The sequence below is a fragment of the Micromonospora sp. NPDC047793 genome (genome assembly GCF_040642635.1).
Lineage (GTDB): Bacteria > Actinomycetota > Actinomycetes > Mycobacteriales > Micromonosporaceae > Micromonospora.
Genome location: NZ_JBEYSG010000020.1, coordinates 20179 through 46240 on the forward strand (window position 1 = coordinate 20179; position 26062 = coordinate 46240).

Annotated in this window: 19 protein-coding genes; 11 read left to right on the plus strand and 8 right to left on the minus strand. The window is 67.2% G+C overall.

Annotated features, from left to right (window positions below; genetic code table 11):
- The first annotated feature begins 138 nt into the window (after positions 1-138).
- The 3 genes from ABZ738_RS28075 (at position 139) to ABZ738_RS28085 (ending at position 4920) form a co-directional block, all read left to right on the plus strand.
- Positions 139-822, plus strand: coding sequence for a hypothetical protein (locus ABZ738_RS28075; protein ID WP_357218068.1), 684 nt, complete (start codon positions 139-141; stop codon positions 820-822).
- Entirely contained in the window at positions 819-2810 is a 1992-nt protein-coding gene (locus ABZ738_RS28080; protein WP_357218071.1) for an ATP-binding protein, read from the plus strand. The genes ABZ738_RS28075 and ABZ738_RS28080 overlap by 4 nt, the downstream gene beginning before the upstream one ends.
- A gap of 79 nt (positions 2811-2889) precedes the next feature.
- A complete protein-coding gene (locus tag ABZ738_RS28085; RefSeq protein WP_357218074.1) occupies positions 2890-4920 on the plus strand; it encodes a hypothetical protein in 2031 nt (676 codons plus the stop codon).
- A 1291-nt stretch (positions 4921-6211) separates the two neighbouring features.
- On the opposite strand, the gene ABZ738_RS28090 is transcribed toward ABZ738_RS28085, so the two are convergent.
- Positions 6212-7458 (minus strand): IS3 family transposase gene (locus tag ABZ738_RS28090; RefSeq protein ID WP_357218077.1). Its coding sequence is split into 2 segments (ribosomal slippage): positions 6212-7176 and positions 7176-7458, totalling 1248 coding nucleotides; the frame shifts between segments, so codons are not numbered across the junction.
- Positions 7459-7508: 50 nt separating this feature from the next.
- Here ABZ738_RS28090 and ABZ738_RS28095 point away from each other — a divergent pair.
- Together ABZ738_RS28095 and ABZ738_RS28100 are read left to right on the plus strand one after the other, a co-directional pair.
- Positions 7509-7730 (plus strand): hypothetical protein, encoded by a 222-nt coding sequence (locus ABZ738_RS28095; protein ID WP_357218080.1) that lies wholly within the window; start codon positions 7509-7511, stop codon positions 7728-7730.
- 213 nt (positions 7731-7943) lie between these two features.
- Positions 7944-8954, plus strand: a complete 1011-nt coding sequence (locus ABZ738_RS28100) for an endonuclease domain-containing protein (protein WP_357218083.1) — start codon at positions 7944-7946, stop codon at positions 8952-8954.
- Positions 8955-9080: 126 nt separating this feature from the next.
- Here the strand turns inward: ABZ738_RS28100 and ABZ738_RS28105 are convergent, their stop codons facing one another.
- The 3 genes from ABZ738_RS28105 to ABZ738_RS28115 form a co-directional block, all read right to left on the minus strand.
- A complete protein-coding gene (locus ABZ738_RS28105; protein ID WP_357218087.1) occupies positions 9081-9992 on the minus strand; it encodes a hypothetical protein in 912 nt (303 codons plus the stop codon).
- 627 nt (positions 9993-10619) lie between these two features.
- On the minus strand, positions 10620-11297 hold the full coding sequence (locus tag ABZ738_RS28110; RefSeq protein ID WP_357218090.1) for a hypothetical protein: 678 nt from the start codon (positions 11295-11297) through the stop codon (positions 10620-10622).
- 284 nt (positions 11298-11581) lie between these two features.
- A complete protein-coding gene (locus ABZ738_RS28115) occupies positions 11582-11824 on the minus strand; it encodes a hypothetical protein (protein WP_131050906.1) in 243 nt (80 codons plus the stop codon).
- Between the two features lie 468 nt (positions 11825-12292).
- On the opposite strand from ABZ738_RS28115, the gene ABZ738_RS28120 reads away from it, so the two are divergent.
- Both ABZ738_RS28120 and ABZ738_RS28125 read left to right on the plus strand, forming a co-directional pair.
- Positions 12293-13882 carry a glycosyltransferase family 39 protein gene (locus ABZ738_RS28120; RefSeq protein WP_131050908.1) on the plus strand — a complete coding sequence of 530 codons (1590 nt, stop codon included), beginning with the start codon at positions 12293-12295 and terminating at the stop codon, positions 13880-13882.
- Positions 13883-14027: 145 nt separating this feature from the next.
- Entirely contained in the window at positions 14028-15224 is a 1197-nt protein-coding gene (locus tag ABZ738_RS28125) for a hypothetical protein (protein WP_131050910.1), read from the plus strand.
- Between the two features lie 82 nt (positions 15225-15306).
- On the opposite strand, the gene ABZ738_RS28130 is transcribed toward ABZ738_RS28125, so the two are convergent.
- From ABZ738_RS28130 to ABZ738_RS28145, 4 genes are all read right to left on the minus strand, one after another.
- Positions 15307-16617 carry an activator-dependent family glycosyltransferase gene (locus ABZ738_RS28130; protein ID WP_131050911.1) on the minus strand — a complete coding sequence of 437 codons (1311 nt, stop codon included), beginning with the start codon at positions 16615-16617 and terminating at the stop codon, positions 15307-15309.
- A 43-nt stretch (positions 16618-16660) separates the two neighbouring features.
- Entirely contained in the window at positions 16661-17923 is a 1263-nt protein-coding gene (locus ABZ738_RS28135) for an activator-dependent family glycosyltransferase (RefSeq protein ID WP_201272243.1), read from the minus strand.
- A 40-nt stretch (positions 17924-17963) separates the two neighbouring features.
- On the minus strand, positions 17964-21038 hold the full coding sequence (locus tag ABZ738_RS28140; protein ID WP_357218097.1) for an amino acid adenylation domain-containing protein: 3075 nt from the start codon (positions 21036-21038) through the stop codon (positions 17964-17966).
- Positions 21039-21181: 143 nt separating this feature from the next.
- A complete protein-coding gene (locus ABZ738_RS28145; RefSeq protein WP_131050916.1) occupies positions 21182-21670 on the minus strand; it encodes a hypothetical protein in 489 nt (162 codons plus the stop codon).
- 214 nt (positions 21671-21884) lie between these two features.
- On the opposite strand from ABZ738_RS28145, the gene ABZ738_RS28150 reads away from it, so the two are divergent.
- The 4 genes from ABZ738_RS28150 to ABZ738_RS28165 are packed head-to-tail and all read left to right on the plus strand — an operon-like array spanning position 21885 to position 26051.
- On the plus strand, positions 21885-22418 hold the full coding sequence (locus tag ABZ738_RS28150; protein ID WP_131050918.1) for a GNAT family protein: 534 nt from the start codon (positions 21885-21887) through the stop codon (positions 22416-22418).
- Between the two features lie 29 nt (positions 22419-22447).
- Positions 22448-23557, plus strand: coding sequence for a DegT/DnrJ/EryC1/StrS family aminotransferase (locus ABZ738_RS28155; protein ID WP_131050919.1), 1110 nt, complete (start codon positions 22448-22450; stop codon positions 23555-23557).
- A 1-nt stretch (position 23558) separates the two neighbouring features.
- On the plus strand, positions 23559-24896 hold the full coding sequence (locus ABZ738_RS28160) for an NDP-hexose 2,3-dehydratase family protein (RefSeq protein ID WP_131050921.1): 1338 nt from the start codon (positions 23559-23561) through the stop codon (positions 24894-24896).
- Positions 24897-24908: 12 nt separating this feature from the next.
- Positions 24909-26051, plus strand: a complete 1143-nt coding sequence (locus tag ABZ738_RS28165) for a nucleotide disphospho-sugar-binding domain-containing protein (protein ID WP_131050922.1) — start codon at positions 24909-24911, stop codon at positions 26049-26051.
- Positions 26052-26062: the final 11 nt, after the last annotated feature.

A 26062-nucleotide genomic window follows, 5' to 3' on the forward strand; every position in this document is an offset into this window, starting at 1 on the left:
CTCGGCCGCACGGCCACGACCGGTGACCCGTCTGGAGGGGTTCGAGCCAGATAGTGGCGAACTCGTTCGACGCTATGTACCGCAAGAAGGAACTCGCGGCCTGTAGGCCCCTGTGACGGATTTACATACACTGCGGGCGTGGTTGAGGTCGAACTGGCGGCATCGACGAGTCGTGAGCAGGACGCTGTCCGAATCCTGCTGATCATCGCGGCGAGTGCGTTACCCATGCCGGAGCCGCCGTCCCCCGACCCAGCTCTCGCCGACGCGGTAGGCGTCGTGGAGACGCAGGTCAAGTTGCAGAAAATCGACTTTTGGGTACGCAATCCGGACTATCTGGCCGCGACGTTGCTCAAGGACTACGAGGTCAGTCGAGAGCCGTACCTCTTGGAGTTGGCAGATGAGATCCTGGCCTCCGATGAGCCAGAGGTCCGCCGGTACCCGATGCTGCGCTACCTCTTCGGCGCATACGAGCCGCTTGACGACGCGCTGGCCGTGCTCCGCAGCGCCGGCCTTGTCATCCGTCGCAAACGCGGAACACCCGGTCGTGTTCAGCAGCACGACTACTTCCTGACCACACGCGGCCGGGAGGCCGTCGACAAGATCCTGGTCACTGAACCGGTCTTCAGCTACTACGTCGACCGCGTGAACCTGGTGGCCACTCTCACCGAGGGACATGGCGGGACGCAGTTGAAGGCGCGGCAATACCTCCACGATGAGTATCGAAACACGCCAATCGGAAGCCGGATCGGCAGCATCGCGCAACAGACCCGAGAGCGCTTGGTCGAACTCCGAGCCGAGACTGTCGACGGGGCGAGGTCGTGATGGGTAACGACGGCAACCAAGACGACCTGCCCGCCCGCATCGCGCTCGAAGCGGGCGTCAGCCGGCAGCTCGTGCTGACTACGTTCCAACAGCACGGTCTGCCTCTTGCCAGCGCGGCGGCCCTTCCGCGCCCGCTACGCGTGAGTCGCCTGAGGATTGCCGGTGATCGCACAGTCACCCCCAAAGGCTCGTTCGACACCAACCTGGACCTCGGCAACAGCCTCACGGTGTTGGTGGCGAACAACCTCAAGGGCAAGACCAGTGTCTTAGAGCTGATTACGTGGTGTCTGCGCGGCACGCACCGCGAGGACCTCCAGGGTGTCGTCAAGTCGTGGATCAGGGAGCTGGACTGCGACGCCCTGGTAGCGGGTCGCCCTCTCGGATTCCGGCTCACCATGGATCACGGCAAGATTCTCGACGCCCGGATCCTCTCGGCTCCGACGCTGGAGGCATTGCGCGATGTCCGCGTCGCGCGTGCCGACCTCGGTGTCACCGAGGTCGTCGCGGTTCAGGACGAGGCAGCGTACGGCGACGCTACAGCGGCGCTGATGCTGGACTTGATGAACCTTGGGCGGCTGGAAAACGCGCAGGCGACAGCGGCCAGCGGCAGGGCCGCCCACGGCTGGCCTGTCTACTTCGGCGCGATTTACCTGCCTGCGGGTGGCGACCGGGCACTGCTCGGTGATGTCGTCATGGGAGGACTTGCCGGCCGGCTACTCCAGGTGTTCCTCGACCTGCCCAGCGCGGCGTTACTGACGCAGGTCAGGGCCATCCGCGACGCGCGTGCCGCCGCCTCGAAAGCCGAGCACGCCGACGTGGCACGGCTACGAGCGTTGCAAGCGCAGCAGTATGAGCAGACACGGTTGGAGCTTTCCGCCGCGAAGGAACGCCTCCTTGCGCTGACGGACCCGTCGGAGGGCGCCGATTCGGTCGGCTCGCTGGCGGCTGCCGTCGTGAAACTGGGACGCGAGCTGGTCGATGCGGAGTCAGCGCTGCGACACACTCAGCAGGCGTATGACATCCTGCGAGCTCAGCGGCAGAGCGACGAGAAAACCCTGAATGATCTACGGGAGAGTGCCGTGGCCCGCGCCTTGTTCCACGCGCTGGACCCGGTGGCTTGCCCCCGCTGCGAAGCCCCTGTGACGAGCGCCCGTAAGGCAGCGGAGAGAGATGCGCACACCTGCTCGATGTGCGCGAGCCCTGTCGCGGTCGAAGAGAGCAGCCGGGAGCACGTCGAGCAAGAGGCCCGGGACCGCGTTAAGGCGAGCCGAGAAGCTGAGCAGGTCGCCAAGGATCAGTTGGTGGCCGCATCCGCCGCAGCGCGCTCGGTACGCGGGAAGGTGGCGGACGTCGAGCAGCGTCTTCAGATGGCCGAACGCGCGACGCAGACTGGCGAACGGGCAGGGCTGACCGCGACGATCGCACGCCTGGAGGGCATACTCAGCGTCTTGACGCCCCCGGATGGCACGCAAGGCGGAGGACTCGACGATATCCAGCGGGTGCTCAACGCCGCCGTCAGTGTGCTGGAGGCCGACGGCGTCCAAGCCAGTCAGGGCTTGTTCGACGCGCTGAACACCGAGATCGTGAAGGCCGCTCAGCGGTTCGGCATGCGAGACCTTGAGCGAGTCAAGATCGACAGGGGTGCTCGTCTGCAGGTGTACAAGTCGGGCGGTCCGCGAGAGTGGTTCAGCAGGCAGAGTCCGGGGGAGCGTCTGAGGCTGCGCATTGCGGTTGTCGTCGCCCTTCTCCGCGTCGGGACGCAGTTCGGCCTCGCCACCCACCCGGGCCTCCTCCTGATCGACAGCCCCAAGGCTGAGGAAGTGCAAGACATCGACGCTACGGCCCTGCTTACCGAGCTGGAGAGTCTCACCACCGAGATTCCCGGATTGCAAGCGATCCTGACGCTCGTCGACGAACCTCTGGCCCGCGACATCCTGACGAAGTCAAAGGTCATCGCGCCCGCAGGTCCGGGTGGGCCAATGTGGTAAACAGCGTCTGACGTGTTCCCGCTGACACGATTCGGACAAAAGGGCAGGCAAACGACATCGCTGACGTCGGGGGGACGAGGTGAACGCTCTGGATGATCTCCTGGCGGAAGCTGCCGAAACCGACGCCACGCCGTCGCTCACGGTCCTGCTGCGCGACCTCATAGCGGAGGATCTGGCAACAGCGGTCCGGGACACTGCGGCGGGCCCGCTAGGGCACCTGGCGTGCCGAGCAACGGTTCGAGCGCTTGAGGACGGCGAAGCACTGGAACCGGCGACGATCGAAGCCCTACTCGCAGGAGTGGGTAGCCAACGCAGCCTCCTTACGCTGAACGACGCAATCGAGGCTTTGCTGGGCAGCGAGCAGTTCGTCAACCAGTTAGGCCAACGGTTGTGTGACGCGCTGCTACGCGGGCACGCGAGCACACTCGATGATCGCCCTTTCCTCGCCGCGGGGCATCTGGAAGGCGCGCTCCGACTCGCCATCGTCGGGGCTGCGCGGCCCATCCGGGTGATCGGCGCACTGGAGCTCGATGACGTCTCCCACATCGACCCCGAGTACGCGGAGCGGTTACCACGCCTCATCGGCGCGGCACTCGACCGATGGGGCGCCGACGAAGCCGTCGCCCTTACGCTGCGGCAGGATCTCGACAGCCTCCGCAGCGTCCCGGACGCTGCCGCTGATGCCACCTTCGAGTACGGCTTGGATCTGCTTCGTCAGGCCGCCAATGCTCAAGCAACGACGGCGCTCGACCTAATCATCCGGGCACGCGAACAGATGGCGACCGCCGCCGCGTCTGAAGAGGCCCGCGACGACGCCGCCCTATACGGCGCCGGCCTCGATGCGATCGTGGCATTCTCGCGTGCCGACCGTGCGATGCTCGTGACCTCCCGAGACTCCGTGACGTCGCTGCTGGACCATCGGGAAGCATGGCTCCGCGGTCTACATACCCCCGCTTGGCGTCGTCCCAGACAAGAGGCGGGACGAGCATGGGCGAAGCTTGTCCTCATCCTCGACGGCGCGGCGGAGCATCTCGCAGCCCCTGCGTGGTTGGACGTGTGGGAGGCGCTCTCGGCCGTCCTAGAGGCGTACGAACTGGATCGAGGGGTCAACCCCGTGCCAGGCCTCGCAGGAATGCCGGGCATTGAAGCCGTCATCCGGCCAACCATCGAAAAGACCATCGCGCAGCAGCAGTCGTTACTCGCTTCGATGCGCCACGCCACCGAGTCGGCCGCGGCGTTGCCGGATCCACCAATCGATGCACCGCAACTGGAGGCGCTGCGGGACAGGATCGACGTACTCACAGATCGCCCGGTCGAGCAGCGGCACGCACGTGAGCCCGATGACCCGTCGGAGGACGACCTACCGACGCTCGAACGGCTGATCGCCAGAGCCCCCACCTTGCTCGCCGTCCTCGGTCCACAGAAGGCAGAACTGCTGGCCCGGGACGTGAACGACGGTGCCCTCGACATCATGGAGGGCGTGGCGTATCGCAGGATCTCAGAATCCGCCGGTGGACCTGCGGTAGACCTTCTCAAGCGGAAGCTCGACGCCGGCCTGCAGGACTGCCCTGACTACGCCGGGTTGGTACGGCAGTACTTCGACCTTCTGAACTGGGAGCTGGCAACGTTCCTCGCCACCCGGCACGACATGCAGCTGTCCGGAGACCTCGCCTATCTCAAACCATTCCCGGCCGGAAAAGCTCCGCATGAGGAGAAGCTGCAAACCGACTACGCCAACTGGCTACGCGGCGGGCAGTTGGCCGGGCGCATCCAGGTCGAGGTTTCCAACGTCGCCACGGGACGCGTCGACATCCAGGTCAACTTCGGAACCATCCGCTTCTACATCGAAGTGAAGCGCGAACTCACCGACGCCACGGACACCTCCCTGGAACAGTCATATCTGACCCAGGCGGCCGACTACTCCGGAACCAACGCCACACTTGGACAACTGCTGGTACTCGACCTCACCAAACACCCAGACGGTGTCCGACACCTCCGCGAAACCGCATGGATCACGACACATCGACCGACCGGAAGCAGCGTCGACCGCTACGTCGTAGTCGGTGTCGTCATCGGTAACCGGAGCACGCCGCGCTCGTACTCTCACTAACCAAAGTCTTCTACGGAGGACCCAGGGGTCAACCGCCTGAACGTCGAACTGGTTCGCAACGGCTACCGAATTCATGCCCGAGCCTTCTCTACCATGTTCATGATGACGATGCGCTCATCGACCCGCTCCGGCTTCTGGTCTTCGCCTGAGGCATGGCAGTACCGATCGTCCGTGCGCCGCCGACGTGTTAGGCGTATCGACGTGGACGGGGAGCCGGAGGGTAAGGGTGAGCGGGGCCGCCGGGCGGTCTGGGAGTTCCAGCGGCAGGTGGCCGCACAACAGCGAGCGGCGGGACACCGAGCGATGACCGGGCGAGTCGCGTTGGAACTTCGGTTCGTCTCGACGCGCCCGACGCCGCCCGCGATTCACCGAATGGCGAAGTGGGCACTCGATGTTCTTGAACAGCCCGGTGCGACCGCCGTGCTGAGCGCCGATCGACGGCCGCTGGTTTATCGCAACGACCGTCAGGTCAAGCTGCTGCACGTCTCTCTTGACCAGGCTTGGCCAGGAGGCGGGCAGCCGCCCGGGCCCGAGGGCCCCAAGACGATCATCCACGCGCAGCCGCTGCGAGACGCTGTGGAGGACCTGCGTGTGTCCCACGAGTTGTCGAGGGTCAGACAGTCGCACCGCGAGAACCGGGACGTGTTCAGGGAGGACGAGGAAGACGAATACCCGCGCATCGACCCGCGTGAGGAGTGGGACACGGAGGTACCGCTGCCGACTGGTGATCCTGCGCGGGACCGGTTCAAGGCGTCCCTGCTGGCGTGGAGTACTTACCAGAACCTCGAGCTTGCCCAAAAGCGGTTGCTGATCGCGATGGACCGGCTGGTGGATGGTGCAATTTCGTCCGCGCCCTACCAGATCTCGGAGTCGGGCGCTCGCGACGGCGGTGGGGTCCGGCGTTGGCCCGAGCTGGTCGATTTGGTTGAGCAGCACGAGACCCAGCGGTGGCAGGACCTACTGTCGTTGCCATTGACGCTGCCGTTACCGGGTCTCCCGGAAAGCAGCGCTGATCGGCGGACCTTCCGCGATGCCTTGTACTTCAGCATGGAGGAATTTCGGGGCAAATGGCCCGTGCTGCAAAAACTATTCATCCCCATCAAGGTCACCATGTTGGTGGTGCCTCCGCAACAGGGAAAGGACCTCGACAATCTTGCCCTCGACGTGCTCCCGGCGGTCCACGAAGTGCTTCGCCCCCATGTCGAGCCATGGCACTTCACCCCCGGACTTCTTGACGAGGGCGACCCGGCCGACGCGCAGATGATGAACCGCCCCGGGTTCTGTGGAGACCTCAGCTGTTGGCTTCAACCACCTCGCGGGGCTGGGGTTGAGCGTAGAACATCGATTCGTATTCGGACGGTGGGACGTGGCCGGTTGCTGAGTGCAGGCGCTGGTTGTTGTACCAGTCGACCCACTCGGCGGTGGCCAGTTCGACCTGGGCGAGGCTGCGCCACGGGCCCCGGGGTTTGATCAGCTCGGTCTTGTAGAGGCCGATGGTGGACTCCATCAACGCGTTGTCCAGCGCGTCACCGACGCTGCCGATCGAGGCGTCGATATCGGCGTCGAGCAGGTGGGTTGTGAACCGGAACGACGTGTACTGGCTGCCCGCATCGCTGTGATGCACCAGGCCCGCACCCACCGGCTTGCCGGCGCGGTCGCGGCGCCACAGCCCCATGTCCAGGGCGGCCAGGACCAGAGGGGTGCGTTTGTTCGTCGCCGCGGACCAGCCGACGATCGCCCTGGAGTAGACGTCGACAACGAACGCGACGTAGACGACGCCGGACCAGGCGGCCACATGGGTGAAGTCCGCAACCCAGCACCGGTTCGGCCGGGCGGCGGTGAAGTCCCGGTTGAGCAGGTCAGAGGCCCGTTCATGCCCCGGATCAACGACCGTGGTGCGGATCTTCCTGCCCCGCACGACACCGGCCAGACCACAGTCGCGCATCAACCGCTCGACCGTGCACCGGGCCGTCGGATGCCCTCGGCGACGCAGCTCATGCCAGATCTTGCGGGCTCCGTAGACGCCGTAGTTCGCCGAGTGGATCTGGCCGATGACGTCCGTCAACCGGGCATCACGCACCTGCCGCTTCGACGACGGACGCTTCTTGGCCGCCCAGTACCCACTCGGGGCGATCTGCAGCCCGTGCCGGCGCAGCACACGACAGATCGGCTCGACTCCACCGAAGCGGTCCCGATGCTCGTCGACGAAACTCACGAGCGTGTCGTAGGCCGGTCGAGCTCGGCCGCGAAGAAAGCCGACGCGGCCTTCAAGATCTCATTCGCCCGACGCAACTCGGCGTTCTCCCGCCGCAGCCGCTTCAGCTCCGCCGACTCCTCCGACGTCACCCCCGGCCGCCGACCGTCGTCGACCTGCGCCTGCCGGACCCACTTCCGCAACGTCTCCGCCGTGCCGACCCCCAGCCGGGCCGCCACCGCCGTGATCGCCGCCCAATCCGACTCGTAGTTCGGCCGCACCTCCGCGACCATCCGCACCGCCCGCTCCCGCAACTCCTGCGGATACGGCTTCGTTCCTGCCATCTCTCGATCCTTCCCAAGCGGGGAAGTCTCTACAAGATCCGGGGCGGTTCATGAAGCTGAAGCGCGACCAGGCCCTCAAGCGACTGAAGTCGCTCAACGCCCAGAGTGTCACCGCCTACCAGGTGGTCGAGCTGAAACGTCGTTCAGAACACCCGCCGCAGGGGCTTCTGAGGCTTACCCTCGGGCTCGGCGACGGGTACGACCATCGCACCCACAGCCTGTGGCAACGCACCGACACACGGCTGTGGCGCAGGCTTCACGGGCTCCCATGAACGACCCATGCGGCGAGTGCGGGTCAGATGTCCACCTTGGTGAAGCATCACCTCGGCCTCGGGCGTTGCGCCCGTACGCAGCTCTGCACTTCAAGCCGTACCCCTACAACTGGCTTGACGGGCCTTTCCAAGCTTGCATCCGCTTCGAGATGTCGCACCGAGTGGCTACCCTGCTGGCGCTGCGGAGGCTATCGATGCGGTGCGGGAGTTCCCATGCAAAGTTACAGCTTCAAGTTGGACATACGCGTCGGTGACCAGTCCCTCGACGGCTCCACCCTGACCTACTGGAAGCAGTTTGGCGGAAAGGAAACCTGGTCCCTCGACCTTCCAACAGTGCTTTGGATCTTGGAAAGAATCGCGGCGGACGAGGGAGATGCGGGGGAGATCCGAGACGATCTTCTTCGCGCAACGAAGTGGGACAGTGCCTGCTGTAGCTCTTGCGATCTGGCGATGTCCCACTTGCCGGAGGCACGCCGCCAACATGAGGAGGCTGTTCGACGCTGGAGGGAAGAGCAGCAGCCGCTGGATCCTGACAGCTACCCCTACCTCCTGAACAAGGGCAAGATCCACAGGTCGAGTTGCCGGCGCCCGCCCCGCCCCGCGCCGCCGCAGTTTCCCGAGGACTTGCACACTTTCGCGGTGCTGTTCGAAGGGCATGGTGGCGACCTGGAAGAAGTCCTCGGCTTCCTTGCTGCGCAGGCATCGGGTGGAGCGTGTCAGATCGGCTCGCTGGAGGTGGTCGCGATGATGGCGCGGGACGGCGTCGTGGCGGTGAAGAGCCGACTCTGCGGTGCGTGTAAGCCTCGCCTCCCTGACCTTGACCCGGCCACACCCGAAGGTCGACCGGCGTGCTGGTCATGGGCCATGCCCTCAGACGTCGCTGTGGTGGCGGCCGGAGTTACCCCAGTAAGCGCCGACGTCAACGTGCTGCCGCATCAGCGGACCGCCTACGCCGAGTTGGAGCGTTGGCACGAAGGCCGCTGCGCGGTTTGCGGGCAGGGTCACACTGGCGGCAGGTTGGTGAGGGACCATGATTATCCAAGCGGGCTGATTCGCGGCCTCCTCTGCTCATCGTGTAACACCGCCGAAGGCCGGACCGACTCGCTGTTATTCAACAACTACCGTCGCCGACCACCCTCGGTGATCCTGGGGATTGACGTGCTCTACCTACCTGCCGGCTTCAAGCCGGGAATGCACCATCTCGTGTCCCAGCCCGGTGAGTGAGGGCGAGACGGAGACCTCGGCCGTGGAGTATCAGCAGGCGCAGCCCGTTACGGCGCTGCTGTCCGCAACGCGACCCGTACCCAGGGTCGCTGATCGCTTCCAAGCTGCACCCTACTGACACGGGAGCTACCGGACTTCGAACCACAGAGTCCCGTCGTCGAGGAAGTAGCAGTCGAACCCCTGCTCCTGTAGGAGCCGTCGCAGCCGCTTGGCCAGTTGCACCGCCGTGTCGATCAAGGTTTCCCGAGGCACCACCACGCTGGTGCCAGGCAGTTCTTCCAGCACGTCGAGAACGCGTCCCATCGCCGGCGCTTCCGCCCACGACTCGGCGGTGACCACGCCGGTGGCGAGCCCAGCAGCTCCGTAGGCAAGGACTGTCGCCAGCCGCTCCAGCGAAGCGATCCCGTTCTCGTAAGCGGCCCGTACGTTCTGATTACGGCGGTACTGCGCACGCGTCGCGTGGAACGTGGCTTCCACCCCGTCGACGTCCTGCGGGCTGTTCGTGTTCGAGGGATCGGTCCAACCGCGCTCATGGACCGTCCGTTCGCACCGGAACTCGTCGATGCTGCTCTCGGCGATCCACAGGTACTCCCAGGTGATGTCGTCTGACGGGAGCGTGAACGACGTTCGGCGGTGCACCGCGTGGGCGGTGTCGCCGTGCTGGTTTAGACGTACGTGCTGCGCTTCGTGAAGCAGCGTGTGCCGCATGCTCCGGACGCCGTGGGCGTAGAGCGGACTGCCAACTACTACGACGTCCTTGTCGTGCGGCAGCCGCACGGTGAGCGCGGCGGCCCGAGCACCGTCCGATCGGCTGGCGCGATACTGCTCCGCGGTCTCCGACTCGTTGGACTGGTCGACCGCCTGAACGCGGTACTCGCCGGCCACCTTCTCGAACTCGTCGGTGATGATCACCTCGACCCGCTCGGGGTCGGGTATCTCGGCGGCAAACTCCGTCAGGACGGTTTGCCACGTGGCTGCCTGCCCAGCAGGGACGCCGGGGCGCGTCAGGCGGAAGGTTGCGTCGATCCCGTTGGGCATCTCGCGATTATGTCGACGCCGTCCGACATCCTCGAACGGGTTTCGGTTCCAGCGGGGCAGGTAGCGCGGCGAGTAGAGGTGGCGCTGCCGCCGAGAAGACGTTCCGCGCGAGGACCGGCGCGACTGGCAACCCCGCGCCTCCGTCGACTAGGTGCCAACTTGAAGGCTCATCCGCGATAACCCTGAGTAGTTACGCGGGGCGGGTGGTGGCAGAGCGGGGCTGCTCTTGGGTGCTCGGACGTCGGGGAACTGACGCGGACGTGCTGGGACTGACCGGGATTCTCTACCTCGAAGGACCCCGATGAAGAAATCAACCTGTCTCGATCAAGTCCCAGACCTGCGGGGATGTGGTCGGACTCGGCTGGACGGGGTGGGACGCTGTGGAACTCGGTCACTCTCCGTAAGGTCATCTGACTACGGATCAGAAGGTTAGGGGTTCGAGTCCCTTCGGGCGCACAAGATCGACAAGGCTCTGACCTGCCATTACGGCGGTCAGGGCCTTGTCTGTTTCTGTCCATGAGGGACGGTTGGCTGCTCGGTGGCTGCTCGTGCGACGAGCATCCCCTGCGTGTCGGACTGTCCGGGGGCGTCCGGGCGGGTCCGTGCGAGCTTGACGATGCCGAACTTTCACCCTCCTCGATCAATCCACGAAAGTTGATCGAATGCGTGGAGGGCGGGGTGGGGTGAGGGCGTGGTTCCGAAATTGGTGCCAGGTTGATCTGCATGAGGACGAAGGGGCGTCAGGGTGGGGCCGATCTCGCCTTGGGTCAGCTTGAGGTTCGGGAACTCGTATCGTTCCCGCATGGCAGCGGCCAGGTCCGCAGTCGGTTGGTCGACCATGACCATGACACCGGATCCGTCGGCGCGGGGTGCCACGGCCGCGACGGCCACTCCTTCGGTCTGCCAGTACGGGATGTCCTTCTTGATGCTGTCCGACACCTCGTTGAGCACGGTGCGTGGATGTTGCGCGTCGGCGAAGGCCACCTGGACTTCCGGGTGTCGAAGGCGCAGACCGGTGTCGATCTCGTCCACTCGTGGCACTGGCACGCGGTGGATCACCAGCGCCGCTCCATCGGCGCTCATGCCTGAGTACGAGATAGTGGGATAGGTGCGTTCGGCGTCCCGGATCAGCAGTTCTCGCGGTGTGTCACCGAGAGTCGTGGAGGGCGTCGTCAGAAGTTCCCGGTTTTGGGCCGGTTTTGGCCGCGCCGGCTGTCCAAGATCGTTGGCTTCGGATCCGGCGCACCCTGCTGTCGCCGCCAGGAAGCTGGCTGCTGCGACCAAGCCGATTCGTTGCATACGCATGGCAAGACTCAGCGTAGCTGCGGACCTGCCGTCGGGCCACATCGATGTGTGGCCCGACGGCGGGGTCATCGGGTCAGCTGGTGGCGATGGTCAGGTTGAAGTGCGACAGGATGCTGCCGATATTGATGTGCAACGCGACCCGCGAGCACACGCGCCCGGTGTAGTCATATCCCTGGCAGGTGCCCTCGAACTGCGGCCCGGTCGCGACAGCGCTGATGATGCCAACGCCCTGAAACCGCCGGTGTTGTAGCCGATCGTCGGGCCGGGCTGAGGCGGTGCGGCCGTCAACTCGCCTGGTTGATCCGGTTCCAGGCCTTGTATGCCATCCAGGCGCCGCCAATAACAGCCCAGCACGCGAGCGCGCGCAGTCCGAACAGGAGAACCAATGCCATCCCGCCCGCGTCCTTGAGCCGGTCGGCCAGCCCGGTGAAGAGGACGACGAGCAGCGCGGCGCCAGCGACCGCCAGGAAGATGCCGGCCACCGTGCGGCTCTTCCGAGTCCGTTCGCGATTGTGGCTGTTCGTCATGCGTGCCAGCTTGGCGTAGAACCCAGGCGGGGACAACAGCGCGGGCGCCGCCGCGTGTGTCACCGACCCTGCTGGCCAGCGACAACGCGGAGTTGAGCCATCTGGGCGTACCCATATATCGGGCCACCGCGCGGGCGGGTGCCGTCCTGCCGACAGGACGGCTCAGCGGCGCCGGCGTGGCCCGTCCGAGGGTTGACCCTTGAACACCCGTACCGCGTCGCGCAGTCAGGCCGCATGGATCCGGACCAACTCCGGGCGGTGGTGCGTCCCGTGTTCACACCCGCCCGCGCTGGCGATTGGCCGCCATCCCCACACCGCTTGACCTGCAGTTAGCCCTGGTCGCACAGCGCTGCCGGTTGACGCGTGTCGGGTGCTTCTGTTGAACTGCATCGATTTCTGAGGCGCTTCACTCATTGGCGAGCCTCCATGCCTTGTCATCAGGTAGTGCGATCACGCGGGAGGCGGCTAATGGGTGCGGCTGACGGTCTTGAAGCGCCATCGGCGACACCGCTCACTGGAGCGTCGGGGGCCGAGGTGGGGAATGCGGGTGAGCAGAACGATCATCCGCGGCTGGCGTGGAAGGCATTGCTGACGCTCGCCATCGCCATCGCTGTTCCGCTCCTGCTCACCGTTGGCCGGTACGGACTGAGCGATGAGGAGTACTACTTCATCTCCGCAGGTCGACACCTGGACTGGGGCTACGCCGATCAGCCCCCGCTGGTGCCACTGGTCGCGCGACTGATGGACACGATTGCGCCTGGGTCGACCTTCATGATGCGTCTGCCCGACGTGTTCCTCTTGATGGCCGGGGTGTTGCTGGTCGGTCAACTCGCGCGGGAGTTCGGCGCACGTGGCAGAGCGCAGTTCCTGGCCGCGTGTGGGTACTCGGTGGCGTTCCTGCCCTCGGGCTGCGTCTTGGACACCGATACGTTCAGCGACACGTTGTGGCTGGTGATCATGCTGCTCGTGACCCGCTGGGTCCGGCTGTACCGGCAGGGCCGAGCCATCGACGTCCTGTTGATCTGGGCGGGAGTGGCTACCGCTGTTTCGTTGCAGGTCAAATTCCAGGTCCTCATTCTGTGGGCGGCGATTGTGCTGGCGGTCCTGGTGGCCGGTCCGCAGGACATGCTGCGCCGCCGCGCGCTGTGGATCGGCTTCGGTATCGCCGGACTGACTGCGATCCCGACGATGGCCTGGCAGGCTACGCACGGCTGGCCGCAACTGCGGATGACCGGCGTGCTGGCCGCTGAGAACCTCTGGTTCTTCGGTCCATGGTGGACCTTTTTCACGTATCTGTTGCTCATGACGGGGATGGGGATCGGGACCGTTCTGGCCATCATCGGCTTGTGGAAACTTTTCCGCTGGCCGGGCCTGCAGGACTTCCGCTTCCTTGGCTGGACCAGTGTGCTCGTGATCGCGCTGGTCTTCGTCACCCGAGGGCGGTTCACGTATGCGATCGGGGTATTCCCGCTGCTCTACGCAGCCGCCGCCGTATACGTGCAGAGCAAACGGCCGGCGTGGTGGTGGCGATGGACGGTGAGCCTGCCGATCGTCGCCCTGTCGTTTTTCCCGCCCGTGACGGAGATGAATTGGAAGCCGGAGTCGTCGATCACGCAGCCGCAGACCAAAGCCGAACTGCTCAGTCGTCTTCAGGATGTCAGGATGCTCGGCTGGCCTGAGTACACGGATTCCGTGTCCCGCGCGTACCACTCGCTACCGCCTGAGGTGGCTGCTCGGGCCACCATCGTGACGCAGCATTTCGGGCAGGCCGGCGTGCTCGAGGTGCTCGGGACCCGAGAACCGTACAACCTGCCCAAGCCGTACAGCGCCAGCCGGGGCTTCGGTTACTTCGACCGACCGAAGGGGCAGGTCGGCACGGTGATGTGGGTGGGCGGTTCCGAGGAGGACTTACGGGCGCACTTCCGCGACGTTCGTCAAATCGGTGAGGTGACGGCCAGAGTGAACCCGGAGCTCGGCACCGCCATCTGGTTGTGCGAGGCGAGTGAACTGCAGTGGTCCGAGCTGTGGCCGCAGATCCAGAGTTTGCAGGTGATCTGATCCCTTTGCGTCGCCCCTGTACGAGCCAGGGGTGGGACCTCCCGCAGATGAAGGCGCGGCCGGCGGACAGCTGACGTCGACTTTGGTTTCGGGATCTTGAACTGGGGGCGCTGTGACAGTTGCAGATCATTGCTACGCAGACACCATGACTGTCGACGCGCTCGGCGGCCGGATCACCGTCGACTGGTCCACCGAGGGTGTGGTGGTTCCAGCCGGCCTGATCGCCGCCTGTGTCACCGGCGTGGTCACCGTCGCGGGTGCGGAAAGGCTGGTGGAGCCGGGCGAGAACCTGGCGGATCAGATCGTCGCCGTCATCATCGGTTCCAAGCGCACCCGGTTCGCGCCGAGGCCGGATGCTGAGGGGCGGGCGCTCATCCGAAGCCGGGTGGCGGCGGCCGTGGCTGAGGGGGCTCCCGTGCCACTGGTCACGATGTGGGGAGCCATCAAGCACTATGTGCTGGACGAGGACCAGGAAATCGACCTGGCCGAGGTTTTCGCCGCGCTGCGGTTGGCCCAGGTGGTCCGGGACATCGAAGCGGTCTACCCGCCCGGAGCCCGCCTCGACGTGGTCATCGAGGACTTCGGGGTCTGGTACGAGGACGCCTACGGGTTCTCGGCCGACGTTCAGGCGTCGGTCCATGACGGCTCGCACCGGTACGCGCAGGCGCTTACCGACCTGTTGCGGACCGTCGCCGGGCCGGCGGTCCGTACGCACGTCTTCTTCGACCTGGTCAGGACCGATTACCGGATGAGCATCGCGCAGGCGGAGCGTAACCGCGAGTTGCTACTGGCCTACTGGAACGCCGACGGCGCAGAGGAGAGTGAGGCGTATCTGGCGTTGCGTGCGGCGGGCTGGAACGGTGAGATCATCTCCGAGACCCGCGCCCACTATCTGCGCAGGCTGGCGACGCTGTATCCCACCGAGGGGACCGCGCAGCATGTGGAGCGGATCGTCCGCTATCTGAGCATGGTGCTGTTGTATCAGCAGGTGGGGCTGCTTCGCGCCGTCAGCCCGGCCGGGATCCGGTTGGCGTTCTATGCTCCTGCACCCGGCCCGGCGAAGGAACGCGCGGTGGGCCGCGTGCACCTGAGGGCGTTGCCCAAGGACCTGTGTTCGGCTGCGGTGCCGCCGTGGACATCGAAGGGTTGCCTGGTACTCGACGAGGACGGTTCGATGCGTCCTCGGGTAGAGAGTTTCCGGGAACTTTCCGAGGCCGGGTACACCTACCACCGGGGGTTCCTGCGGCTGAGGAACGGCGACGCCGGTGTGCGGGTGCGGATGGATGTGGTGCGCCGCGACGGGGGGCCGGGACGGCCGCTGATGTTGAAACAGTACCGCTGACGAAGGGGCCTCCCGCCAGCACGAGACAGACACCGAAGGCACCGGGCCAGCTGTGGAGTCGCGCAGCGGCCCGGTGCATTGTTCAGGCGTTGGTGGCAACCCTGCGGTACTCGTCGGCGAGCGCCACCAGGCGAGGCACGAACTCGTTCGGTGACGGCTGCGCCTGGAACTCCATCTGCAACCGCTGGGCCCCGGTGCGGAACGACGGCTCGGTCAGCAACCGCAGCAGGCTCTCCCGGATCGCTGAGCCGGTCGCCTGACTGGCGGGGATCGTCAGTCCGGCGCCCATCTCGGCGAGCCGGTCGGCGATCAGCGGCTGGTCGGTGTCCCACGGCACGCAGAGATGCGGCAGGCCATTCAGTGCGGCGGTGGCGAGGGTGCCTACTCCGGCGTGGTGGATGACCGCGGTGCAACTCGGTAGGAGGGCCTGTAGCGGCACGTATGACACCAGATGGGCGTTCTCCGGAATCTCCGTGAGCTTCGCCTGTTCCTCCTCGACGATCGAGGCGACGACCTCGATGTCGAGATCCGCCAACGCGTCCAGTGTCTCCTGCACGTCGATGGGATATCCCGTGCCACGGTCGTTGATGGTCAGGCCCATGGTCAACGCGACCCGGGGCCGGGATGGCGGCCGCCACAGCCACGCTGGCACCTTGGCCGCGCCGCCGTAGGGGGTGTAACGCAGCGACTCGTAGTGTCCCTTGCCCTGCAGGTGCAGCGACGGCGGCAACAGGTCGATGGTGAACTGGCCGCGGATCAATTCCTCGCGGGTGGCGTCGGTGTCGACCAGGCCGTACTTGCGGCCGTACCCGGCGACCCAGTCGCCGAGCGGGTCCTTCCGGGTGTCCTCGGGCTGCTGCGCGGACAGCCGACGGAAGTGGTCGCGGGTGATGGCGTACACGTCGGTGCCGATCAGCAGGCGGGCGTGTGCGGCACCGCACGCGACGGCGGCCACGGCTCCGGCAAACGTGACCGGCTCCCAGATCACCAGGTCCGGCTGCCAGTACCGGGCGAACATCACCAGGTCACCGATCATCGGCATGTTGCTGACCTTGTGCCAGCGGGTCACGTTGCGTTCGTACCCATCGACCAGGTCCTCCCAGGTCACCTCACCGGCCGGTTTCGCCGCCGCGCCGTACGGGACCGGCCAGCCGGCGCCGTCCAGCGTCAGCCAGTCATCGACTTCGAGCTCGCGAACCCGGCCCATGGTGTCCCACAGGTCGCGGTCCCGGCCGATCGGCACCGCGGTCAGCCCCGCCTGGGTGACCGTGTCGACGAATCGCGGCTGCACGGCCACCCGTACCTCGTGCCCGGCCGTCCGCAGCGCCCAGGCCAGCGGCGCGAGCAGCATGAAGTGCGTCTTTTCGGGATAGGTGGTGAACAGCACGCGCATGGCGTTTCCCCTCGTGGTCGTCGATCGGTCGGTGGTGACGAGCTCACCCGGGGCGGTGCGCGTCGACCAGTTCCACCAGCCGCTGCACCACCGAGTTCGGTGACGGTAGGGCCCCGATCTCCCGGCGCAGCGCCGCCGCCCGTACCCCGAAGTCCGGCTCATCGAGCAACCGCTGCACCGCCTCCCGAACCTGTTCGCCGGTCGCGGTACCGGCGTCCAGCGACAACGCCGAGCCCTGCGTGGCGAACCGGCGCGACAGCTCCGGCTCGTCGAAGTCCCAGGGCAGGTGCAGCTGCGGTACCCCGCAGATCGCGGTGGTCAGAGCGGTGCCCGGCCCCGCGTGGTTGACCACGGCGGCGCAGCTCTGTGCGAGGGGGTGCAGAGGCACCCAGGGCAGCACGCGTGCGTTGGCCGGCACCCGGGTGAGTTTGCCCCGTTCGCTGGCGGCGACCGTGGCGACGAGTTCCACGTCCAGTCCGGCGAACTGGTCCAACAGGTCCTGGAGGTTCACTTTGTATCCGCCGAACACGTCGGTGGCGGTGATGCCCAGGGTGACCGCTACCCGGGGCCGGTCCGGCGGCCGGCGCAGCCAGTCGGGAACCACGGTGGTCGCGTTGTACGGTACGTACCGCATCGGCACGTACTCCAGGTCGGCCTTCATCCGCAACGAGTCCGGCAGTTGGTCGACAGTGAACTGCCCGGTGATCAGATCCTCGTCGTAGGCGAAGTCGTACCGCCGCGCGTAGGACTCCAGCCAACCGGCGAGTGGGTCGGGCCGCTCGTGCGCCGGGTCCGGCGTCAACGCCAGGAAACGTTCGCGGGCGACCCCGAACACGTCGATGCTCCAGAGCAGACGGCCGTGTGCCGCGCCGCTCGCCTTCGCCGCGATCGGACCGGCATACGTCGACGGTTCCCACAGCACCAGGTCCGGCCGCCATTGGCGGGCGAATGTCACCAGCTCGGCGAGCATGGGGAAATTCTCCAGCTTGTGCCAGGTGTGCAGCAGGAAGTCGTACCCGTCGCGCATCGCAGCCCAGTCCAGCCTCGCCGGATCCCGCGCGGCGGCGTTGTACGGATCGGGCAGGCCCTCGCGGTCATCCTCGTTCTGCTCCGGGTCGAGCTCCATCATTCGCTCGGTGGGCCGCCGACGGTCCCGCCCGACGGACACCGCGGTCAATCCGGCCCGGGTGATGGTGTCGCAGAAGAACGGCTGGCTGGCCACCCGGACGTCGTGACCCGCGGAGCGCAGCGCCCAGGCCAACGGCACCATCGAATAGAACAGCGTCTTCTCGGGATAAGTGGTCATCAACACGCGCATGGGTGTCGCCCTTCGGTACGTCACGCTGTCACCGTTCGCCGAGGCGGGCCGGCGCTCGCCCCGTGTCGGGCCGGATCAGGATCTCTTCCAGGGTCGACGCCAAGGCCCGGACATGTGGCGGACGCACCGCGCTCCGGTGATCACCCGGCACCCGGTGGATCGTGACACCGCCATCGGCCAGCCGCCTCCACTGCGCCAGGTACTCGTCCAGCCGGTGGCCCACGATCGGCTGGTAGCGCTCGGTGGCCAGTTCCTCGCACAGGATCAGGTCGACCTGGCCGGGGTACTGCGGGAACCGGTAGTCCAGGCGTACCTCGAGCAGCCCGCGCCAGGCACGTAGCCGCTGCGCCCAGGCGTCGCCGAGGCCGGCCTCGTCGGCGAGCGCGGTGGCCAGCGACTCGGCGTCTTCGGCGACGTTGCGCAGCACCGCGAGCAGTTCGTCGTGCACGTCGCGGCGCTGCCCGTCGTCCGGCGGCCCGTCCCGTAGCGCGGTGAAGTACCGTTCGGCGCGCCGGAACACCGCGACGTTGTGCAGGAGGGCTGCGTCGTCGCGCAACGCGGTGTCCACCGTCGGATCCAGCAGGATCAGCCGCACCTGTTCGCCCTCGGCGTGCAGCCGCGACGCCATTGCCCAGGCGATGCCGCTGGAACCGCACCAGCCGAGCAGGTGGTAGGGGCCGGCCGGTTGCGCCGCCCGCATCTCGGCGAGGTAGACGCCCGCCAGTTCGGCGACAGTGCGCGGACCGGGCGGCCCGCCGTGCAGCCCTGGCCACTCGAACGCGGCCAGCGGACGCTCCGGCGCCAGGGTGTCGGCGAGGTCCAGGTACCACTGCGCGCTGCCACCGCCCGGGTGCAGGCAAAACAGTGGCGTACGCGAGCCGGACGTGCTGAGCCACACCAGTGCCGACTCGTCGTGGGTTCGGCTGTCCGCGGCGACCGCGGCGACCGCGGTGGCCGCCACCCCGCGGACGGTCCGCCGGGTGAGGAAGTCGCGAAAGGTGACCCGCAGCGCGTGCGCCTGCCGTAACCGCTCGATGATCCGCACCGTCATCAGGGAATGGCCACCGAGGGCGAAGAAGTCGTCGTCCCGGCCGACCCGGTCTATGCCGAGGGCACTGGCCCAGACCTGGGCCACCGCCTCCTCAGCCGGACTGGCCGGCGGGGCGTACGGCGTCAGTGTGGACCGGCCGCGCTCGGGAACCGGCAGGGCGGACCGGTCCACCTTGCCATTGGGCAGTCGGCGGAACGAGTCCAGCACCACCAGATGGGTCGGCACCATGTACTCCGGAAGGTGCCTCCCGGCGTACGCCGACACCTGTGCCGCGCTGGTGCCGGGCCGCAGCAGCAGATACCCGGCGAGCTGCGGCTCGCCCGCCGGGCCGGGAACCGGATGCGCCACCGCGGCGCGGACCCCCGGGTGCCGAGCGAGCGTCGTCTCCACCTCGCCCAACTCGACCCGGTGGCCACGCACCTTGAGCTGGTGGTCGCGGCGGCCGATGATCTCGATCTGCCCGTCCGGCAACCACCGGCCCAGATCTCCGGTGGCGTACATCCGTGCTCCGGTCTCGGACGCGTACGGGTCAGGCCGGAACGCCGCCGCGGTCAGCTCGGACCGATTCAGGTAGCCGCGGGCCAGCCCGGAGCCGCCGATCCAGATCTGGCCGGTGACCCCGGGCAGGACCGGGTCGAGCTGGTCGTCGAGCAGGTACACGGGGGTGTTCGCGGCCGGCTGCCAGGCCGGGGCGGCGGCTCCGGTGAGGCGGGTGCCGAAGCAGAACACCGTGCCCTCGTTCGGCCCGTACATGTTCCACACCTGCGCCTCGGTGGCGCGCAGCCGATCCAGCAGGTCGCCACTCATCGCCTCACCGCCGGACAACAAGCGGAACCCGGCCGGCGGGGTCCACCCGCACTCCAGCAGCATCCGCCAGGTGGTGGGCGATGCCTGCATGAAGGTGGCCCCGCTACGGCGTAGCAGGTCGGCCAGTGATCGGGGGTCCCTGGCGAGGTCCTCGGCGGCCAGCACGAGTCGGGCTCCGGTGGTCAGGGCGAGGAAGATGGCCAGCTGGGCGACGTCCGTGGTCATCGGCACGACGACGACGAGGACGTCGGCGGCGGAAAGCGTCACGTTGCGGCGCATGCTGGCGACCCGGTCGGCGAGTGCCGTGTGCCGGGCCATCACACCCTTAGGTGTGCCGGTGGAGCCGGAGGTGTGCACGACGTAGATCAGATCGTCGGCCCCGCTGCGGATGGGGTCCGCCGAGCCGACGACATCGGGTACCTCAGCCGGGGAGAGCACCGTGGCTGGCCCGCCCGGCAGGGACCAGGAGGTGGCGTCGCCGACGACGAGCGTGCGCACCTCGGCTTCGCGCAGCATCGTGACCAGTCGTTCGGCCGGGTGTTGGGGGTCGACCGGCACGTAGACGGCACCGGCGTGCAGGATCCCGAGGACAGCGGCGACGAGCTCTGCCTCCCGGGGCATGGCAACGCCGACCAGCGCGCCCCGCCGTACGCCCGCAGCGGTCAGCGCGACCGCCCACGCCCTGGCGCGGCGGTCCAGCTCACGGTAGGTCAGGCAGTAGGGGCCAGCCTGGACGGCGACGGTGTCCGGGGTGTTCCGCGCCTGGCCCGCAACGGCCTCGTGCACAGCCTCGCGTGGTGCGGGGATCTGCGGCGCGCGGCCCATCGACAGGAGCCGGCGGCGTTCGGCGGGTGGCAGCAGTGAGGCACCGGTGCTGCCGTCGGGGTCGGCGGCCATCGACATGAGCGCGAGGCGGTACATCCGCGCGAGCACCGCGGCGCGCTCCGGCCCCATGACGCACCGCCGCGCGGTCAGCACCAGGTTGCTGCCGCGAACCGACACCCGGACGGCGGCGTGGGTGTGCGCCGCGGCGCCGTCCGGGTCGAAGAGGACAGCGGTGTCCTCGCTGGTCAGGGGCCCTGGTATGTCGACTGCGGAGGCGTCGCGGACCGCCACCACCAGGGTCCGCCAGGTCTCCGCGACCGGGGCCAGGAATGAGGCGACGCCGTGCGGGCGTGCGATCGAGGTCTGGTAGGGCACCGGTCCGGTGACCGCGCGCCAGACCGCCACATGAGCGGCCAGCACCGCGGTATGCAGTGGTCCATCCGACCCCACCAACTTCCATAGCTCAGGTTCTATGTCATGGAAGGGTGTGCTGACCGTGACGGGCGGCCCGTCTTCGTCCTCGCCCCACGTCGCGGGAACGACGAGCCGGTCGGCCTGCATGTTCAGTCGCTGGTCCGGTTGGAGGCCTGGGGTTCGGCCGGCGCGGTGGCGACCGGAGGTGTGCCGTCGGCCGTAGCGGCTAGGCGATCGGTCCCGGCGGATGCGGCCTCCGGAGAGGTCGGCTCGCCGGTACCGGCCGCCGCCGGCGGCGGCGTGACGCCTCGGGCCAGCGCGTCGTCCTCCTGAGCCATCCGAATGATGAACAAGCCGACGTCGCGGAAAGTGGTGCCCTCGAAGCCCTCGAGCCGCTCCAGGAGCTTCATCTGGAGGGTGTTCTCCAGCTCCAGCAGGATTTGCACCATGGAGAAGGAGTCCAGGTCGTAAAGGCTTTCCGGCTTGGGCACGTCCGGCTGCTCCGCGCAAATCATCTCCGCAGTTGTCCGGACGACCGTCTCCATCTCGTCGACAAAGGCGTCGTCGACCTCGGTGCCCTGCTTCAGATGCGCGACCAGCTTCGGGTCGACGCTTGTCATCATGCCGGTGTCCGTCATATCGAGATGAGCCCTTCTGATGGTCGAAGGGTGCCGACACTAGCCACGCCGTTCCGTGCCGGTCAATAGAGGAGAGGCGCTCGGCAATGCGTTGCCAGGTATTCGTCGCGGGGCTAGGGTCTGGATCCGTCCCGTATTTCTTCCGTCTCGCCGGCGGGACGGCTGCTGTGTTCGCACGGCCGAGGCTTTACCCGAAAAGCGAGGGTGACCAGGCATGTTATTCCCGTACCTCGAAACTCGACGGATCTCGCTGCGCCCGGCGACGGGCAAGGACGCGATGAAGATCTACGACATCCTGTTCCGGTTGGGGCGGGTGCAGCTGCCGATGTTCGAGGCCTTCAACGAGTCCTTCGGGCGCGGTTCGTCGGCATCGTTCGTCATCATGCGAAAAGACGACGGCGATGTGGTCGGGAACGCCACCCTGTCGGAGTTGTCACCGGCCGGGCATGTCCGTGCCGACGTTCATGTCCAAGCGGGCGAGGAGGAGGGCGTGAGCGCGGACGCGAATGCGTTGACGGCCAATTTTGCCTTTTCCATGTGGCGGACCCGGAAGGTCTACTTCCACTCCACCGATCCGGACCCCTGCAGTCTGGGATTCGGGCTCGAGCACTCCGCGATGGTTCAGGTGGAGGCCGTGCTCACCGATTACGTCTACTTCTATGGGAGGCGTTGGGACGTCCATATTTTAGCGATGTACAGGGATCAATGGAACACGCTCGGGGTTGACCTGCTGAAGCAGATCGTCTAAAACCCGCGCCCCGGAGGTGAGGTGCTGAGATGACCCTTTATGTGTGGGGTTACCTGTCCGAGTACGAGAAGGAGCGCGCCGACATCCTCGACGCTGTCGACACCGTCTTCCGCTCGGGGAAGTTGGTGCTCGGTCCGAGCGTCGAGGCGTTCGAGCGAGAGTTCGCCGCCTATCACGGCGTGCCGCACTGCGCGGGCGTGGACAACGGCACCAACGCCATCGTCCTCGGCCTGCGCGCGCTGGGCGTGGGCCGTGGCGACGAGGTGGTGACCGTGTCGAACACGGCCGCGCCGACGGTGCTGGCGATCGACGCGGTCGGCGCCACGCCGGTGTTCGTCGACGTCGACCGCGACACGTACCTGATGAACGTCGAACGGGTCGAGTCCGTCATCACCGAGCGCACCAGGTGCCTGCTGCCGGTGCACCTCTACGGCCAGTGCGTGGACATGGCACCGCTGGAGGCGGTGGCCGCGAAGCACGGCCTGCCGATCCTGGAGGACTGCGCGCAGGCGCACGGCGCCCGCCACCACGGCCGGATCGCCGGCTCGATGGGCAGGGCCGCGACGTTCTCGTTCTACCCCACCAAGGTGCTCGGAGCGTACGGCGACGGCGGTGCGACGATCACCGCTGACCCCGAGGTCGACGCGAACCTGCGCCGGCTGCGCTACTACGGCATGGAGAAGGTCTACTACGTCGTAGAGACCCCGGGCTACAACAGCCGGCTCGACGAGGTGCAGGCCGAGATCCTGCGACGCAAGCTGACCCGGCTGGACGACTACGTGAGTCGCCGCCAGGTGATCGCCGCCAGGTACGCCGAGGCGTTCGCCGACACCGACCTGGTGACGCCGGTGACCGCGCGTGGCAACGAGCACGTCTACTACGTGTACGTGGTGCGCCACCCGGCCCGCGACCGGATCATCGAGATGCTGAAACAGCACGATATCGCCTTGAACATCAGTTATCCGTGGCCGGTGCACACGCAGTCCGGGTTCGCCCATCTCGGGTATGGGAAGGGTTCCCTGCCGGTGACCGAGGAGGTGGCCGACCAGATCTTCTCGCTGCCGATGTTCTCCTCGCTCAGCGACGTCGACCAGGAACGGGTCATCGACACCGTCTGCGCTGTGTTGGCGAAGGTCTGACATGTCCACCTCGGCGTTTGAGACCTGGTGGGCGGAGCGGCTGGCGGCTGGGCAATTCGTAGTCGAGCGGATCCCGTTCGCCCAGCTCGACGCGTGGAACTTCGAACCGAGTACCGGCAACCTCGCGCACACCAGCGGACGCTTCTTCACCGTGGAGGGGCTTCAGGTCCGCGACGCCGGGGTGGACACCTGGTCCCAACCCATCATCAACCAGCCCGAGATCGGCATCCTCGGCATCCTGGTGAAGGAGTTCGACGGGGTCCTGCACTGCCTGATGCAGGCGAAGATGGAACCCGGGAACATCAACACGTTGCAACTGTCGCCGACCGTACAGGCCACCCGCAGCAACTACACCAAGGTGCACCGCGGGACCAGCACCCGCTACCTGGAGTACTTCGCCGGTCCTCGTCGCGGTCAGGTCCTCGTCGATGTACTGCAGTCCGAACAGGGCGCCTGGTTCTGGCGTAAGCGCAACCGCAACATGGTCGTGCTCGTCGGCGGCGACGTGCCGCTGCACGACGACTACCGGTGGCTGCCACTCACCGAGGTGCGAGCGCTGACCCGGGTGGACAACCTGGTGAACATGGATGCCCGGACCGTGCTGTCCTGCATGCCGTTCGAGCTGCCGGACGATCAGGCGCCGAGCGGCGACGACTTCCGCGACGCCCTGATCCGCTCGTTCCAGGTCCAGTCCGGCGCCCGGGGGGCGGAGCTGCACACCGCCGGGGAGATCCTTAGCTGGTTCACCGAGACGAAGACCCGCTTGGACTGGACGGCACGGTTGGTGCCGCTGGCCAAGGTGACCGGCTGGACGCAGACCGCGGACCAGATCGGCGATCTCGACGACCGGCAGTTCCGGATCATCGCGGTGTCGGTCGAGGCCGGCACCCGGGAGGTGCGGCGGTGGACCCAGCCGCTGCTGTATCCACGGGGCGAGGGCCTGGCTGTTTTCGTCGTCCGGCCGATCCGTGGTGTGCTGCACCTGCTGGTCCAGGCCCGCCCCGAGCACGGACTGATGGACCTGGTGGAGATGGCGCCGACAGTGCACCTGTTGCCCGGTGCGGACGCCGACCGGCTGCCGGACGAATTCCTGCACGACGTGCTGGCCGCCGGCTCGGCTCGTACCCGGTACGACGCCGTCCTGTCGGAGGAGGGCGGCCGTTTCTACCACGCCCTCACCCGATACCAGGTGGTGGAGGTGGGCGATGACGTGCCGATCGAGGTACCCCCGAACTACTGCTGGATCACGGTGCGGCAGCTCGGTGACCTGCTACGGCACGGGCACTACCTGAACATCGAGGCCCGCAGCCTGCTGGCCTGCCTGCACAGCCTGTGTTGAGAGGAACCCTCGATGCGCTTCCTGTTCACCACGGGCCCGCTGCGGGGGCACCTGTATCCGCTGGTGCCGTTGGCGTGGGCGGCCCGGGCGGCCGGGCACGAGGTGCTGGTCGCTGCGCCGGACAGCTTCCTGCCAGTGGTGCTGGAGTCGGGGCTGCCGGCCACGGCCTCCGGACCGGCGGCCGATTTCGTGGACCTGGTCGCCGTCGGCGAGAGCGGCGGGTACGGGGCGGCGCCGACGGGCGTCGACGCGCATCGCTACCGGCACGGGATGGCCTTCGGCCGGCTGGCCGCCGGGGCCCTGCCCGGCACCCGGGCGCTGGTCGAGTCCTGGCGCCCGCATCTGGTGGTGAGCGAACGGGCCGAGTTCGCCGGTCCGGTCGCGGCCGCCGCAGCTGAGGTGCCGTCGGTCACCTATCACTGGGGGGTGGCGACGCTGAGCGAGTACCGTTCTGCGGCCCAGGTGGTGCTGGCGCCGCAGTTGGCCGCGCTGGGCCTGCCCGGGCTGCCGGAACCGACCGAGGTGCTCAACCCGTGGCCGAGCGCGATGCGACTGCCGCACGCCGTGGGGCACCAGTCGATCCAGGACCTGGCGTACAACGGTACCGTCCGCCTGGTCGACTGGATGTTCCGCGACCGCACCCGGCCCCGGGTCTGTGTCACGTTCGGCACCATCGCGCCGCGCCTGCGGACGTCCGGCGCCGCCATGATCGTGCCGCTGCTGCGGGCGCTGGAGGAACTCGGTGTCGAGCTGCTGGTGGCCGGTGACCCGGCGGCGGTGACCGGTTGGGCCGGCGCCGAGTCCGGGACGCACTGGATCGGACGGCTGCCACTGGCCCAGGTGTTGCCCGGCTGCGACGCTGTGGTCAACCACGGCGGACACGGCTCGGTGCTCACCGCTCTGGGCGCCGGTTGTCCGCAACTGATTCTGCCGCAGTTCGACGATCAGTTCGACAACGCGGTCGCGGTTTCCGGGACCGGCGCGGGCCTGGGGCTGGCCCCGGACAAGACCAGCCCGGAACTCGTGGCGGAACTGATCTCGGGCCTGATCGAGGCGCCCTCCTACCGGCAGGCGGCCGTCGAGGTCGCAGCCGACATCGTCGCGCAGCCCTCGCCCGCCGAGGTCGTGGACCTGCTGGCGAAGCTCGCCGTCTGACCCCTACTACG